Annotated in this window: 12 protein-coding genes; 5 read left to right on the forward strand and 7 right to left on the reverse strand. The window is 59.2% G+C overall.

All coding sequences use genetic code 11. From position 1 onward, the window contains the following. Complete coding sequence (locus tag ACR0AY_RS20530) at positions 1–1,539, forward strand: trimethylamine methyltransferase family protein (RefSeq protein WP_170511602.1); 1,539 nt, start codon at positions 1–3, stop codon at positions 1,537–1,539. 42 nt (positions 1,540–1,581) lie between these two features. On the opposite strand, the gene ACR0AY_RS20535 is transcribed toward ACR0AY_RS20530, so the two are convergent. The 5 genes from ACR0AY_RS20535 to ACR0AY_RS20555 all read right to left on the reverse strand — a co-directional run bounded on the left by ACR0AY_RS20535 (position 1,582) and on the right by ACR0AY_RS20555 (position 8,996). After that, positions 1,582–2,322 (reverse strand): aspartate racemase/maleate isomerase family protein, encoded by a 741-nt coding sequence (locus ACR0AY_RS20535; RefSeq protein ID WP_170511604.1) that lies wholly within the window; start codon positions 2,320–2,322, stop codon positions 1,582–1,584. Further along, the gene (locus ACR0AY_RS20540) at positions 2,319–3,386 is read right to left on the reverse strand and encodes an aminotransferase class I/II-fold pyridoxal phosphate-dependent enzyme (RefSeq protein ID WP_170511606.1); all 1,068 of its coding nucleotides are present in this window, start codon (positions 3,384–3,386) and stop codon (positions 2,319–2,321) included. Before ACR0AY_RS20540 ends, ACR0AY_RS20535 begins: the two co-directional genes overlap by 4 nt. Further along, entirely contained in the window at positions 3,383–5,035 is a 1,653-nt protein-coding gene (locus ACR0AY_RS20545) for a hydantoinase B/oxoprolinase family protein (protein ID WP_170511608.1), read from the reverse strand. The genes ACR0AY_RS20540 and ACR0AY_RS20545 overlap by 4 nt, the downstream gene beginning before the upstream one ends. After that, positions 5,035–7,131, reverse strand: a complete 2,097-nt coding sequence (locus ACR0AY_RS20550; protein ID WP_170511610.1) for a hydantoinase/oxoprolinase family protein — start codon at positions 7,129–7,131, stop codon at positions 5,035–5,037. The genes ACR0AY_RS20545 and ACR0AY_RS20550 overlap by 1 nt, the downstream gene beginning before the upstream one ends. Positions 7,132–7,388: 257 nt before the next feature. Next, a complete protein-coding gene (locus ACR0AY_RS20555; protein ID WP_170511612.1) occupies positions 7,389–8,996 on the reverse strand; it encodes an ABC transporter substrate-binding protein in 1,608 nt (535 codons plus the stop codon). A gap of 218 nt (positions 8,997–9,214) precedes the next feature. Between ACR0AY_RS20555 and ACR0AY_RS20560 the strand changes: the two genes are divergently transcribed. Genes ACR0AY_RS20560 through ACR0AY_RS20570 form a run of 3 tightly spaced genes read left to right on the forward strand, consistent with a single transcriptional unit; the run spans position 9,215 to position 12,742 of the window. Continuing rightward, positions 9,215–10,195 (forward strand): ABC transporter permease, encoded by a 981-nt coding sequence (locus ACR0AY_RS20560; protein ID WP_170511614.1) that lies wholly within the window; start codon positions 9,215–9,217, stop codon positions 10,193–10,195. Continuing rightward, entirely contained in the window at positions 10,192–11,112 is a 921-nt protein-coding gene (locus ACR0AY_RS20565; protein WP_170511616.1) for an ABC transporter permease, read from the forward strand. The genes ACR0AY_RS20560 and ACR0AY_RS20565 overlap by 4 nt, the downstream gene beginning before the upstream one ends. Then, positions 11,102–12,742 (forward strand): ABC transporter ATP-binding protein, encoded by a 1,641-nt coding sequence (locus tag ACR0AY_RS20570; protein WP_170511618.1) that lies wholly within the window; start codon positions 11,102–11,104, stop codon positions 12,740–12,742. The genes ACR0AY_RS20565 and ACR0AY_RS20570 overlap by 11 nt, the downstream gene beginning before the upstream one ends. 46 nt (positions 12,743–12,788) lie before the next feature. Here ACR0AY_RS20570 and ACR0AY_RS20575 read toward each other — a convergent pair whose 3' ends face one another. Beyond that, complete coding sequence (locus tag ACR0AY_RS20575; protein WP_170511620.1) at positions 12,789–13,031, reverse strand: hypothetical protein; 243 nt, start codon at positions 13,029–13,031, stop codon at positions 12,789–12,791. A gap of 506 nt (positions 13,032–13,537) precedes the next feature. On the opposite strand from ACR0AY_RS20575, the gene ACR0AY_RS20580 reads away from it, so the two are divergent. Continuing rightward, positions 13,538–13,849 (forward strand): helix-turn-helix domain-containing protein, encoded by a 312-nt coding sequence (locus ACR0AY_RS20580; protein ID WP_480454537.1) that lies wholly within the window; start codon positions 13,538–13,540, stop codon positions 13,847–13,849. 83 nt (positions 13,850–13,932) lie between these two features. Here ACR0AY_RS20580 and ACR0AY_RS20585 read toward each other — a convergent pair whose 3' ends face one another. Then, positions 13,933–14,607, reverse strand: a complete 675-nt coding sequence (locus tag ACR0AY_RS20585; RefSeq protein ID WP_170511624.1) for an adenylate kinase — start codon at positions 14,605–14,607, stop codon at positions 13,933–13,935. Positions 14,608–14,660: the final 53 nt, after the last annotated feature.

The following is a 14,660-nucleotide window of genomic DNA, read 5'->3' on the forward strand; positions in this document are numbered from 1 at the left end:
ATGGCACGAGACAGACGCAGCGGCGGGCGACGCGGCAAATCCGGGCGCGCGGCGGCGGGAATCGAACAGCTGCCCTGGCAACAGGTGCGCAACAGCTATCCGCCGTTCGAGCTGTTGAACCCTGAACAGATGGATCAGCTGCATACAACCTCGATGCGCATTCTGTCCGAGGCCGGTATCCGGGTGATGGGCGACAATGTTATGGACATTTTCGAACGCGCGGGGGCCATCGTAGACCGCGACACCAAGACCATCCGTATGGACGAAACCATTGTCGCCGAAGCGTTGAAAACGGTGCCCTCGGAATTCACGCTGACCTCTCGCAACCGCGCGAAACAGATTACGCTGGGCGGCGATCATGTGAATTTTGGTTTGGTTGCCGGGCCGCCGAACGTACATGACTGTATCAATGGCCGCCGTCAGGGTAATTATGATGACTATTGCAACTTCATCCGGTTGGCGCATCACTTCAACGCTATCCATCTGATCGGCAATCAGGTGATGGCCCCGATCGAAATGCCCGCCAACAACCGCCATCTGGACACCTACAACGCCAACCTGAGCTATAGCGACCTGAGCTTTCACTGCACCGCTATCGGGCGCGGGCGGGCGATGGATGGCATCAACATGATGGCGATTTCGCGCGGTCAGAAACCCGAGGACATGCGCGGCGATCCGGGGGTGATCACAATCATTTCGGTGAACTCTCCGCGCCTGTTCGACGATGCCATGGGTGACGGCCTGATCGCGATGGCCGAGTATGGTCAACCGGTGACGGTCACGCCGTTCACTCTGATGGGGGCCATGACACCGGTCACGCTGCCTGCCGCGCTGGCGCAACAGAACGCCGAGGCGCTGTTCGGTGTGGTGCTGACGCAGTTGGTCAGCCCGGGAGCGCCTGTCATGTATGGCTCGTTCACCTCGAATGTGGACATGAAATCTGGGGCTCCGGCCTTTGGTACACCGGAGAATGCCAAGGCGAATATTGTCGGCGGGCAGTTGGCGCGGCGCTATGGCATTCCGTACCGGACATCGAATGCAAATGCGTCCAACGTGGTGGATTTGCAGGCGGCATACGAAACGATGATGGCCACCTGGGGCGCGGTTCTGGGAGGGGCTAATATCGTCTATCATGCCGCCGGCTGGCTTGAAGGCGGGCTGACCGCATCTTACGAGAAATTCGTTATGGATATCGAGATCATCCAGAACATGATGGAATTCCTCAAACCGATGAAATTTAACACGGATGAACTGGGCCTGGACACCATCAAATCGGTGCCCACTGGCGGCCATTTCTTTGGCGTCGATCACACGATGGAACGCTATGAAACCGCGTTCTACAAACCGATGCTGTCCGACTGGCAGAACTATGAAAACTGGGAGGCGGCCGGAGCCAAGGACGCCCTGCAACGCGCCACCGAGGTTTGGCAGCAGGCGCTACGCGAGTATCAGATGCCCGAGATGGATCCCTCCGTGCGTGAGGAGCTGGATGCCTATATCGTAAAACGCAAGGAAGAGATCGGCAGCGGCGAACCCTGATGGAATATCGGGGCAGGGGGGTCGACCGCTGCCCCGGTTCGGTTACAGCAGATCGAACAACCGGCCCGGCAGCGCCTCGTGGCGTGGCAGACCCAGCGCCCGCATCATGCAGAACATCATCGCCTGATTTGAGGTCACTACCGGCTTGTCCAGCGTGTCCTCGATCTGCGCGATGGCCTCGACTGCGCGCATGTCGGTGCAGCTGAGCACGACGGCTTGCGCGTCCGGGTGGTCTGCCTCACAGGAGAGGTCGTAAACCTCGTCCGGGGTCAGCTCTCCCTGCCCGTAATTGCCCAGCTCGCGGCCAACATCGGCGCAGCGCACGGTTTCGATGCCGTTTGCGGCCATGAAATCCATCGCCTGCGTGTTGATTTCGCCCAGATAGGGCGAGGAAAAGCCCACTTTCGTCACCCCAAGCGCCTGAATGGCGGCGATCAGCGATCCGGCGGCTGTCAGCGATTGCGCTCCCGATCCGGCCTTGATCTGCTGCGCCAGATCGGCGTCGAATGACGGCCCATGGGTCAGCGTGGCCGAGGTGCAGCCGTACAGCACCACATCTGGCCGCACGCCCGAAATCATCCGCAAATCGTGGCTGATGTCCGAGGCCCCAAGCCCCGCCATCTGGTCAGAACCGGGGATTTCATCGACATCATAACCACCCATGCGCTGGAAATGCACGGTGGTGTCCTGGCAGCGCATCAAGGCCATATCGGCCTCGAGGTTGGTGTTGGTGAAGGGCACCAGAACGCCGATCTTGGCCCGGGTACGCGTTTCGTGGCTCATGACGTTACCTTTCTCAGAACGGCCAGACAGCGATCCATCACCGGTGTGTTGCAGATCGTGGCGCGCAGGCAGTCGGACAGACCATAGCCGCCCATACCGCGCATCAGCAGTTTCTCGGCCCGTAGCGCGGCGTCGGCCTGTTGCGCCTGCTCGGTCGAGGCAAAGTGGATCAGCACGAAATTGGTGTGGCTGTCCGGCACGATCAGCCCCAGATCGCGGCAGTCCTGCGCGAACCGATCGCGAATGGTTGCCGTTTTCGCGACCACGTCCCGCATATGCGCCTGATCGCGCATCGCCGCCGCTGCCGCAGCCTGCGAGGCAATCGAGATGTTGTTGGGGTTCAACAGCTTGCGCAGCTCTCTGGCGATGTCGGTGGGGAAATAGCCCCACCCGGCGCGTGCCCCGGCCAGCCCGTAAGCCTTGGAGAAGGTGCGCGTGATAACGGTATCTCCCCGGTCCGCCAGCCCGAAAACCTCAGTCGGATCGTTGGCGGCATCGGCGAACTCGGCATAGGCCTGATCGACCACCAGCAGCACGTCGCCGGGTAGCGCGTTGCGCAGGCGGGTGATTTCGGTGTTCGGGATCAGGGTGCCGGTGGGATTGCCCGGGTTACAGACAAACACGATACGGGTCGCCGGGGTGACGGCGGCCAGAGCCGCGTCGACGGATACGGTCAGATCGACCTCGGGCGCGGCGACGTATTTGGCCTGCGCCTGCGCCGTGGCCGAGGCCACGAAGGCATAACCATATTGCGTGCCCAGCACGTGATCGCCGGGCCCGGCAAAGGCGCGGATCAGGCAGCCGATCAGCTCCATCGAGCCCGCGCCACACAGCACCCGCGCCGGGTCGACCCCGTGTACCCCGGCAATGGCCGCGCGCATGTCGGGCCATTCGGGATCGGGGTAGAGCGTCAGATCAGCCAGCGCTGCCTGCCCGGCCGCCACGGCGGACGGACTGGCCGGAAAGGCGCTTTCGTTCTGCGCCAGCGAGATGGTGCCTTCACCACCCAGATCGGCCAGCGCATAGGCACCCATGGCGCCGACATGAGAAACCGGACGGATCATGCGTCACCTCCGTAGGCTTTGGCGCCCTCGGCGCTGACCAGACCGCGTTTGAGGTCCAGTGCCAGCGCGTCGGGGTCGCGGTCTGCCGGGTCGCCGAAACCGCCGCCGCCCGGGGTGTCGAAGATCAGGTAATCGCCACCTTCGACCCGCAGCTCTCCCTTGCCGGGAATGTCGCTGTCGCCATCACGGAACCGGATGCGCCCCGGCGCGCCGGGCTGACCGCCCATGCGGCCCAGGGCGGGGAATTTCAGCCGCTCGACCGACAGGAACACGATGAAGGGCGCGCCGTTGGCCGATGTCATCTCGATCCGCTGCCCAAGCCCGCCGCGATACTTGCCCGCGCCACCGGAATCCGCGCGCAGCTCGCGTCGCCAGATGGTCACCGGCGCGACGCTTTCGGTGATCTCCACCTGCGAACCGAACACGCCCGAGGGGTAGGCGGTGGCTGACAGACCATCCGCATGCGGCCGTGCACCGGTGCCGCCATTATGTACCGGTTCCACTGCGAATTCGCGCCCACCGTCGCGGGCCACCTCGGGGGCGTGGCGCATGGGCAGGTCGAACATGCAGCTTGCGCCCTCGGCGGGCACTGCATCAGGCAGTGCCTGATGCAGACAGCCCAGCACCAGATCGGGTGTCACCTGACCCAGCGTGTGCCGCATCGCGACCGGCACTGGGCGCTGTGCGTTAAGGATGCAGCCCTTGGGGCCGTCGACGGTGAACGGCTCCAGCGATCCGGCATTGTTGGGGATGTCCGAGCCGACGATGCAGCGCAGCGCGAACACCGTATAGGCGGTGGCATAGTTCAGCGGCACGTTGATGCCCTTGCGCGAACAGCCCGAGGTGCCGGTGAAATCCACATGCATCCCCGATTTACTGACGGTCAGCGCGGCGTGCAGTTCCAGCTCATTCTCATAGCCGTCCATTTTCAGGACGTTTTTGTAGATACCTTCGGGCACCTCGGCGATGGCCTCAAGCGTGCCACGGCGCGAAGTGTCGATGATATAGGACCCCAGCGCATCCAGATCGGTCAGGCCGAACTCTTCCATCATCGCAACCAGCCGGTTCACCCCGGCCTCGCAACAGGCGATCAGGGCATAGATGTCACCCTCGTTGGCGATGGGCTCGCGGCTGTTGGCGCGGATGATGTCCAGCAGCAGCGCGCTTGGGGTGCCTTCCTCGACCAGTTTGCAGGGCGGAATCAGCAGCCCCTCGTCATAGATGTCGGAGCCTTCGGGGCCCATGCCCAGACCACCCAGATCAACTAGATGCGAGGTGCACGAGGTAAAGCCCACCACCTTGCCATCCTTGAACGCGGGCATCATCAACAGGAAGTCGTTCAGATGCCCCGAGGCCAGCCACGGATCGTTGGTCATGTAGATATCGCCCGGTTTCATGGTCTGAACCGGGAAGGCGGCGCGCAGATGCTGCACCGCTTCGGCCATGGTGTTGATATGGCCCGGCGTGCCGGTTACCGCCTGTGCCAGCATCCGGCCGTTGACGTCGAAGATCCCGGCGGAGATATCGCCGCATTCGCGCACGATGGGCGAAAAGGCGGCGCGGATCAGGGTTTGGCCTTGTTCTTCGACCACTGCCAGCAAACGGTTCCACATCACTTGTAGGCGGGCGGGGGAAAGATCGGTCGCCATCATGCGCCTCCTTTCTGGTCCTGAACCAGGACGAGGTTTCCTATGGCGTCCACATGGGCCGAGAAATCAGTCGAGACCAGCGTGGTGGTCTGCGGCTCGTGGATCAGCGCCGGGCCGCGCACATGGTCGCCGGACTTCAGATCGGCCCGCGCCACGAAGGCGGCCTGTTTCAGCGCGCCGTCCACATCGCAGGTAATCGGGCGAGTGTCGGGTGCGGTGAAGGTCGTCAATGCAGGTGTAGCGGGCACTGGTGGCACGGCGCTGTCAAGGGTCGCGACGCGCACCGCCCAGTTGAGAATCTCAATCTGCATCCCCGGCACCGGGCGTGAGAACTGCTTGCGATATTCTTCCTCAAAGGCGGTGGTCAGCGGTGCAATATCGTCTGCCGTCAGATGCCGGTCGGGCAGAGTGATCTCGATCTCGTGACCCTGACCGTTGTAGCGCATGAAGGCGGTGCGCTGTGTTTCGGTCGGGGCATCGCCCGCGCCCTGGGCAACCACGCCTTTGGCTTCGGAAATCATTGCGTCGAACATCGCGTTGATCTCATCCATGTCCATGCTGTCCAACAGCGAATAGCGCGAGCGGACGATTTCGAACGAAACGGGTGCGAACAGGAAGCCCACGGCAGACCCCACGCCCGGATTGGGCGGGATTACAATGCGGCTAACCCCGGCGGATCGTGCCACCCGGCTGGCATGCAACGGCCCGTTGCCGCCAAAGGCAATCATCGTGCGCGGTCCAAGATCCTTGCCCGATTCCACCGCGTGCATCCGGCCCGCGCTGGCCATGCTTTCGTCGACGATGCGGCTGACGCCGTCGGCTGAGCCAACGGCATCGAGATTTAGTTTCGACCCGATCACCCGGCTCAGCGACTGTTTGGAGCCTTCGGGGTCCAGCTTGATATGCCCCTCGGCAAATGTGTCGGGCACGATGTAGCCCAGCGTAATGTCACTGTCTGTCACCGTGGGCTCGGTGCCGCCGCGCATGAAGGCCACGGGTCCGGGTTCAGACCCCGCCGATTTCGGACCCACGATCAGGCGTCCCAACCGATCCACCCCGGCGATGGAGCCACCGCCCGCGCCGATCTCGATCATCTCGATCACCGGGATGCGCACTGGCATGCCCGAGCCCTTTATGAATCGCGCGGCGCGGGCGATCTCGAACTGGCGCGAGGTCTGCGGGCGGGCCTTGTCGATCAGGCACAGCTTAGCGGTGGTGCCGCCAACGTCAAAGGACAGCACCTGATCCAGCCCGGTGCGGGCGGCGATGCGGGCGGCCAGAATGGCCCCTCCGGCGGGGCCGGATTCCACCAGCCGGATCGGAAAACGCGCGGCGGTGCGCACGGTGCACATGCCGCCGCCCGCCGTCATCATCAGGATCGGACAGGTCACGCCCTCGGCCTCGAACCGGTCGACGAAACGGGTCAGATAGGTCTGCATCAGCGGCTGGATATATGCGTTGGCGACGGTGGTGCACAGCCGGTCGAACTCGCGCGCCTCGGGGCTGACCTCGGACGAGATCGAGACGGTCAGACCGGGCCGCTTCTCAGCCAGCACATCGCGCAGGCGGCGTTCGTGGGCGGGGTTGGCGTAGGCGTGCATCAGGCAGATCGCTATGGCCTCTGCGCCGCTCGCGTCGATATCGGCCAGCAGTGCGTCGATGGCCGAGTCTTCGAGCTCGATCAATACCTGACCACCCGCCGACATGCGTTCGCGCACGGTCAGCGCACGCTCGCTCGGCACCAGCAGGTCAGGCTTCTCGAGGTTGATATCGTATTGCGAATAACGCCGCTCATACGCGATTTCCAGGATGTCGCGAAAGCCTTCGGTGGTCACCGTCGCCACCACCGCGCCGCGACGTTCGATCAGCGCATTGGTCGCCAGGGTGGTGCCGTGGATAAAGCCGGTCACCTGATCCAGCGTCCGGCCCGATTGCTGCATTACTCGCGCGGCCCCTTCCATGGCGCCGTCGGCAGGGTTCTGATGGGTGGTCAGGGTCTTGGTGGAGGCCAGGATTGTCTCTTCGCCAGAGACAAGGACCGTATCGGTGAAGGTGCCGCCAATATCGATGGCCAGGCGCAGCGTTTGAGTTGTCATGAGGTCTTCCGAAATTTCTGTAATCGCAGCGTAAAGCAAAAGGCCCGAGGCCCTGCTTTATGCAAGGATCACAAGATCACAGCCGGTTGCGCGGCGGTCCGTAGGATTCGGAATGTCAGTCTGTGTCATGGGCGAAATGTGCAGTTTCAAGATAGCGGCAGCAAGCTGGATTACGACAGAAAGGCCTGCAAGCGACATCTATCGTCTCTGCAGGCCAGAAATCTGCCGACACGGGCCACCAGACGGAGAGCGCGCGATCAGGCAAGCCACCAGCGTTCAGGGGCTTTGGCACCATCCATTTCCCAATTCGCGGCGATCTCGCCCTGGGCGACGGTTTTGGCAACACCCATGATATGATTGGCGAACATCGGAACGATCGCACCGCCATCATCATGAACCAAAGTCTGCGCTTCGGCATACAGAGTGCGGCGTTTGGCGTCGTCCAGCTCTGCACGGGCCTCGACCACGATGGCGTTGAAGCGATCGGCGGCTTCGCCTGTGCGCCAGGCGGTCTCGTTCCATTCGGTGTCGTTGGTATAGGCCGATGCAAACATCCAGTCCTCGGTCGGGCGGCCCGACCAGTATGAGAATGACCAGGGTTTCTTGTTCCAGACATTCGACCAGTAGCCATCCGAGGGTTCGCGAACCACTTCGATTTCAATACCTGCTTCGGCCGCGGATGCGGCGATCAATTGAGCCGCATCTACTGCGCCAGCAAATGCCGCGTCTGAAGATGACAGCTGCAGCGCGCCGCTATGGCCTGATTTCTTATAGTGATATGTGGCCTTTTCAGCATCAAATTCGCGTTGCGGTAGATCGCCGTCGAAATAGCGGTTGGCGGTCGAGATCGGATGATCGTTGCCCAATGAGCCATGACCCAACAGGATCTTGTCGACCAGTTCCTGGCGTTTGACTGCCAGCTTCAGCGCCATGCGCAGATCGTAATTGTCGAAGGGCGCGGCATCGACCCGCATTGGTATCGTGTAATGCAGGGTCGAGGTTTTCTCGAGGATGTTGATATGTGGTGCCCGCGATAACAGGGCGACCGTCTTGGGATCGACCCGGTCGATTGCCTGGACTGATCCGTTCATCAGCGCAGTCTGGCGCGCAGTCGGGTCGATGATAGTAAGGAACTCGACCTCATCGAAATGGGCCCGATCCTGTTTGAAGTAATTCGGGTTGCGGCGCGCCTTTACCCGCACGCCCGGCTCGTACACCTCAATGATATAGCCACCGGTGCCGATACCGGATTGCGGGTCGGTCAATTTGCCATCGGTCGAAGGCATTATGACCAAGTGATAGTCCGACAGGATGTATGGGAAGTCGGCATTGGCTGATTCCAGCTCGAACACCACGTTGTTGCCATCGGCGCGCATTGATTTGATTTGGGCGACCAAGCCGTTTACCGCAGATTTCGATCCCTCGCCACGGTGGTGGTCGATAGTGGCGATGACATCGGCAGGGCTAAGGATTTGGCCATTGTGGAACTCGACCCCTTCACGCAGGGTGAATACCCAAGTGATCGCGTCGTCCGAGGAATACTCGGTCGCGAGTTCGGGCACCAAATTGCCGCTTGCATCTACTTCGACCAAGTTGTTGCCGAACAGATAGGCGACAGCGGTGTTGATCGTACCTTCATAGGTTGCTGGATCTAACGAGTCGGTGGTCGAACCGCTGCCAAAGCCAAATTTGATCGCTCCGCCTTTTTTGGGGACCTGCGCAAGTGCTTGTCCGGATAGGCTCAATGCTGCTGGAACGGCAAGGCCTGCAGCCAGTGCGCTTGACATGAAGCTGCGACGTGAAACCCGACCGCTCTGCAGTTTCTGCATCTGAGAGGACAGGAAATGTGATCCGGGCTTTTTCATTTGGGGCCTCCTGGTTGAACCTGTTGTTCACAATGTTCTTTGAACCGCAGCACGCAGGCCCGTTCCGAACGTCCAAGCGAAGATCACTCGGCTGTACGGCTTCAACAAACGAAGAAAACGGGGACATAGGTCATGTTTTCTTTGTCAGTGTTGCGGAGATGATCTGTCTAGACTGCGCGCACCCGCCGAATGAAGCCCCGCAGACGCAAGGAGTTCAGATGCATCCGGTTCTGGTGACTATACTGAAACGCCTGGGACTTGGCGTAGTGACCCTAGTTGTCGTTTCCATCATTATCTTCTGTTCAATCCAAATGCTGCCCGGCGATTTCGGTGAGGCTGTACTGGGCCAGGCCGCGACTGAGGAAACGGTGGCGGCGTTCCGGGCCGAGCTTGGCCTCGATAAACCTGCCTATATCCGATATTTCGACTGGATCGGTGCGTTGGCGACCGGGGATCTGGGAACGTCGTTCTCAGGTCGGGCGAGTTCGGGTGTGGATCGATCACGTCCGGTAGTGGAACTGGTCGCACCGCGCTTATGGAACACATTGTTTCTTGCGGGTATGGTGGCGCTGATCTCGGTTCCGCTAGCGCTGTTTCTGGGCATCACCACCGCGCTGTGGCGCAATTCGCGCTATGATAAGCTGGCCAGCGCCAGCACCTTGACGGCGATCTCTTTCCCCGAGTTCTTCGTGGCCTATATCCTGATTTTGCTGTTCGGAACGCTATGGCCGGTGTTGCCGTCGTTGGCCAATGTGGAGCTAGGGATGCCGCTGGTCGAGCGGATCGTCAAATGCATATTACCTGCGCTTACACTGACACTTGTAATCGTCGCGCACATGATGCGTATGACGCGGGCTTCGCTGATCAGTCTTCTAGCTTCACCCTATGTCGAGATGGCGCGGTTGCAAGGAGAGAACGCCCGCCGCGTGGTTCTGCATCACGCGCTGCCCAATGCGTGGGCGCCAATTTTAACGGTGGTCGCGTTCAACCTGGCCTATCTGGTAGTTGGAGTGGTCGTGGTCGAGGTGGTGTTCGTCTATCCCGGCGTCGGCCAACTGATGGTCGATGCGGTCAGCTCGCGCGATATCCCGGTGGTTCAGGCGTGCGCCCTGATATTCGCCGCCACATATGTCCTTCTGAACCTGATTGCCGACATCATTGGAATCGTCACCAACCCGAGGCTTCTGCACCCAAAATGAGCCAGACAAGCAAGACATATTCAGCCGCCGCCGAGGTGGGTCGCGTGCGGACCCGTCGCAGCAAGCGCGAGCGTATTTGGATCGAGCTGAAGAAAGCGCCGCCGACAGCAATTTTCGGCATGTTTGTGATCCTGTTCTATCTAGTCATGGCAATCGGAGCGCCGGTCATCGCGCCTTATGGTGAGGCCGAGGTATTCCCGACGCCTTACGCACCCTGGTCGTCCGAGCATTGGCTGGGTGCCGACCAGATCGGGCGTGATATCCTGTCGCGGCTGATCTATGGTGCGCGCAACACCATTGGTATCGCTTTTGTCACTACGCTGCTGGCGTTCTTCATTGGAGGTGGTCTGGGGCTGATCGCTGCGATTAACCGCAGTTGGCTGGATCAATTGATCAGCCGTGGCGTAGATGTATTTATGGCCATTCCCAGCCTGATTTTCGCGCTGATGCTGCTGTCGATTTTCGGCTCGTCGGCGCTGTCGTTGATTTTGATTATTGCGATTCTGGATTCAACCCGCGTGTTCCGCCTGACTCGCGCTGTGGCGGTGAACGTGGCAGTGATGGATTATGTCGAGGCAGCCCGGCTGCGCGGCGAAAAACTGCCTTGGGTGATGCGTCGCGAGATTTTGCCCAACATCATGCCTCCGCTGGTGGCCGAGTTCGGGCTGCGATTCTGTTTCGTTTTCCTAACCATCGCTGCGCTCAGCTTTCTGGGCGTCGGTATTCAGCCCCCCACCGCCGATTGGGGCACAATGGTGCGCGAGACCGCCAACCTGATCCAGTTCGCCAAATATGATTTCAAGGCCGGGATCACGCCGCTGCTGCCCGCTGCCTCGATCGCGTTGATCACTGTGGCGGTCAACTTTGTCGTCGACTGGTTCTTGCACAAAACAAGTGGATTACGCGATGAACACTGAGACTGACCTTCTACTGGATATGCGCGACATCCGTATCGAGGGGTTCTCGGACGAAAAGTGGAATCCGATCATCAAAGGTGTCAACCTGACCCTGAAGCGCGGTGAGGTGCTGGGCCTGATAGGCGAAAGTGGCGCGGGCAAGTCGACGCTGGGCAAAGCGGCTATGGGATACACGCAGCCCGGCTGTCGTATCACGGGCGGTTCGATCCGGTTCAAGGGGCAGGAGTTGCGGGATCTGGACGACCACGCGCTGCAGCATCTGTGGGGATCGCGGATAGCCTATGTGGCCCAATCGGCGGCTGCGTCGTTCAACCCGGCGCATAAGTTGTTGGATCAGACCGTTGCTGCAACGGTGCGCGAAGGACTGCAACCCGAGAATGTCGCGCGTGAGGATGCCCGCGCGCTTTATGCCTCGTTGTCGTTACCGCATCCCGAAACGATTGGTGACCGCTATCCGCATCAGGTCTCCGGTGGCCAGTTACAGCGGATCATGACAGCCATGGCGATGTCACCCCGTCCCGATCTGATCATTTTCGACGAACCGACAACTGCGCTGGATGTGACGACCCAGGTCGAAGTTCTGACTGCTATGCGCCGGATCGTCGAAGAATTTCATACCGCCGCAATCTACATAACCCATGACCTGGCGGTGGTCGCGCAGATGGCGGACCGGATCAAGGTGCTGCGCTATGGAGAAGAGGTAGAAGAGGCGGAAACGCGCAAAATGCTGTCTGCGCCCGAGCAAGAGTATACCAAATCCCTCTGGTCCGTGCGTCTGTTGCAAAAACAAGCCGAGACTTCGGATGATATCATCCTTAAAATTGACGGTGTGGATGCGGCCTATGGCAAGAGCGCCAAGGTGTTGCACAATGTGTCAATCAGCCTGCCGCGGGGGCGCACGGTGTCGATTGTCGGCGAATCCGGATCTGGTAAATCGACCACGGCGCGGGTGATCACCGGCTTGCTGCCCGCCACAAGCGGGCAGGTCACGTTCAATGGCGAGGTCCTGCCAAACGAACTGAAAAACCGCAGCCGTGATCAGCTGCGCAGAATTCAGATGATCTATCAGATGGCCGATACCGCGATGAACCCGCGTCAAACCGTAGGCGAAATCATTGGACGTCCGCTGGAATTTTATCATGGTCTGCGGGGCCGGGCGCAGGAGGACCGGGTCATCGAACTGCTTGAAGCCATCGAGTTGTCGGAAGACTTCTATGATCGTCTTCCCAGCGAATTGTCCGGCGGACAAAAACAGAGAATTTGCATTGCTCGCGCTCTGGCCGCCGACCCTGAGGTGATTATTTGTGACGAAGTGACGTCCGCACTGGACCAGATTGTGCAGGAAGGCATACTGCAATTGCTGATGCGCCTACAAAAGGAGCGCGGAATTTCCTATCTGTTCATCACGCATGACATTGCCACGGTCGAGGCTATTTCGGACGAGATTGTTGTGATGCTGAATGGTCAAGTCGTCGAGCAGGGATTGAAGAATACCGTTCTATCCGAACCCTTCCCGGACTATACAAAGCTGCTGCTAAGTTCGGTTCCCGAGATGGACCCGGATTGGTTGACGAACCTGCTGAAAGAGCGAAAAGAAAATCACTTAAATACAAAACATGACACTGCGTAGGCGCGGGCAATAACAACACTTGCGAAGCTCAGTCGCAGTGGACTTCTCATTTTGCTTGTATTCCGAAACTCTTTTTTACCGGCATAACAATAGATCGATACGCAGATAACCTGAAACTCAGGAGCAACTCGCGAATTAAGGTGGCTTTTGACTGGATCGCATTGATGTTCTTGTTCACAATCAGTTCGATCCTCTTTTGGGCTGCCATAGGGTTAATACTTGAGGTCACCGCAGGCCGTGTAATTGCCCCGTTCTTCGACACCCCATTGGTGACATGGGCTGCAGTCATCACAACCTTCCTCGCCGGGTTTTCCTCAGACAGTGCGCGCGAAGCCTTGTCGCAAAATACGAGTGCAAGGCTGCGATCAATAATGTGCGAGCGGCGCTTGTCGTGATGACTGTCCCAATGGCATCATCTCCGACGGTCATGGGACTGCTCTCCGTAATGGGTGCTCAAGTAGTGGCTGGAATGCTGCAGAGCGCACCTTACATGCGTCGCAAAGATCTTATCGACTAAACCTCCTAGCACGACATCGTCCAATTTGGTGATGCCTTATGAACAATAGATCTGGGACCGAGTGAACGTCGATCTCAATCTGGCATCCCCTGTCTTGTTCGTTGGAGGTGGTAGTAGCACTTTGCCCACCAACCTGCTCGCACCGCGACCACTGATGCAGGTCGCCCGGTTTTTTTCTGATCGACCCTGGCGAGCGGGCGCAGAGCTTTTACATCTCGTTTTCGCCCAACCTGACTCATGGGGGCAACGCAATCCTTCGAACGCAGCATTGGGTGCAAATGCGTTATGCGGGCCCGATCCCGGTTTCCGAATTGGCCCGCACCGCTCGACTTGAGCTGCGCACTTTTGGATTCCGATTCCTGACGGCCACGGGTTTCACGCCATCGGAATACCTGCGACAGCTTCGCATCACCAATGCCTGTCAGAGGCTGGAACTATCCCAGTCCAGTATCGAAACCATCGCGCGGGATATGAGGTATATGGATGTTTCAGCATTCCGCCGAATGTTTCACGAAGTAGTCGACCTCTCGCCGGGAGATTACCGCAAGCGCTTTTCTTTTCTCAAAGACGCTTCGCATTTAAGAAAATGACGTCTGAACAGCCTTTCTTGGGTCTGTTTTTGCTTTGGCCAAGCGTAATTGCGAAGGTCTGATACCTCTGCTTTCTTTTGTAATCACGACCTTGACGATATGGCGGCCTCGATGCTTCGATTGATTGCCTCGATCGGTCCCATTGCGTTAACACTCGCCAAAACGCCCATATGGCTATAGTAGTCGATCAAGGGTGAAGTCTGTTCACGATATTCGATCAGACGTGCAGCGACTGTTTCGGCCTTGTCGTCAGCACGGCGCTTAAACTCAGAGCCTCCGCAATTGTCGCAGCGTTCCGCTGCCTCAAGCGGTTTGAATGTATCATGGTAACCTTCGCCACATCCTGCACAGGTAAAGCGACCGGAAATGCGGTCGACCATTTTTTTGTCATCCACCGCAAGACTGACGACAGCACTGATCTGCTGCCCCGTTTCCGCCAATAGTTGATCCAATGCGCGCGCCTGACTAAGCGTGCGTGGAAATCCGTCTAATATCACCCCTCCGGCACAGTCCGAATCGCTCATACGGTCACGCAAGATCGAAATGACGATGTCATCTCCGACGAGCCTGCCTTCAGCCATGATAGATTCCACCGCCTTGCCTGTTTCGCTGCCGCTTTCAATCGATCTGCGGAGCAAATCGCCTGTCGACAACTGAACCAAGTCAAATTTTTGCTCAAGCAGTCGGGATTGCGTTCCCTTACCGGCACCAGGAGGGCCCAGAAGGATTAACACTTTAGACGTATTCGGGCTGGTCACTCTTTTTCCTCTTAGAGAATATCGTAAACACGACTTGGAATAGACCGCTCAGT

Source organism: Ruegeria sp. A5 (assembly GCF_056543005.1).

Excerpts from the sequence above, each read along its gene's own strand:
- ACR0AY_RS20555 (WP_170511612.1), bottom strand. The coding sequence starts at position 8,996 with ATGAAAAAGCCCGGATCACATTTCCTGTCCTCTCAGATGCAGAAACTG.
- ACR0AY_RS20570 (WP_170511618.1), top strand. The coding sequence starts at position 11,102 with ATGAACACTGAGACTGACCTTCTACTGGATATGCGCGACATCCGTATC.
- ACR0AY_RS20565 (WP_170511616.1), top strand. The coding sequence starts at position 10,192 with ATGAGCCAGACAAGCAAGACATATTCAGCCGCCGCCGAGGTGGGTCGC.
- ACR0AY_RS20560 (WP_170511614.1), top strand. The coding sequence starts at position 9,215 with ATGCATCCGGTTCTGGTGACTATACTGAAACGCCTGGGACTTGGCGTA.
- ACR0AY_RS20530 (WP_170511602.1), top strand. The coding sequence starts at position 1 with ATGGCACGAGACAGACGCAGCGGCGGGCGACGCGGCAAATCCGGGCGC.
- ACR0AY_RS20550 (WP_170511610.1), bottom strand. The coding sequence starts at position 7,131 with ATGACAACTCAAACGCTGCGCCTGGCCATCGATATTGGCGGCACCTTC.
- ACR0AY_RS20535 (WP_170511604.1), bottom strand. The coding sequence starts at position 2,322 with ATGAGCCACGAAACGCGTACCCGGGCCAAGATCGGCGTTCTGGTGCCC.
- ACR0AY_RS20575 (WP_170511620.1), bottom strand. The coding sequence starts at position 13,031 with ATGACTGCAGCCCATGTCACCAATGGGGTGTCGAAGAACGGGGCAATT.
- ACR0AY_RS20545 (WP_170511608.1), bottom strand. The coding sequence starts at position 5,035 with ATGGCGACCGATCTTTCCCCCGCCCGCCTACAAGTGATGTGGAACCGT.
- ACR0AY_RS20540 (WP_170511606.1), bottom strand. The coding sequence starts at position 3,386 with ATGATCCGTCCGGTTTCTCATGTCGGCGCCATGGGTGCCTATGCGCTG.
- ACR0AY_RS20580 (WP_480454537.1), top strand. The coding sequence starts at position 13,538 with ATGCGTTATGCGGGCCCGATCCCGGTTTCCGAATTGGCCCGCACCGCT.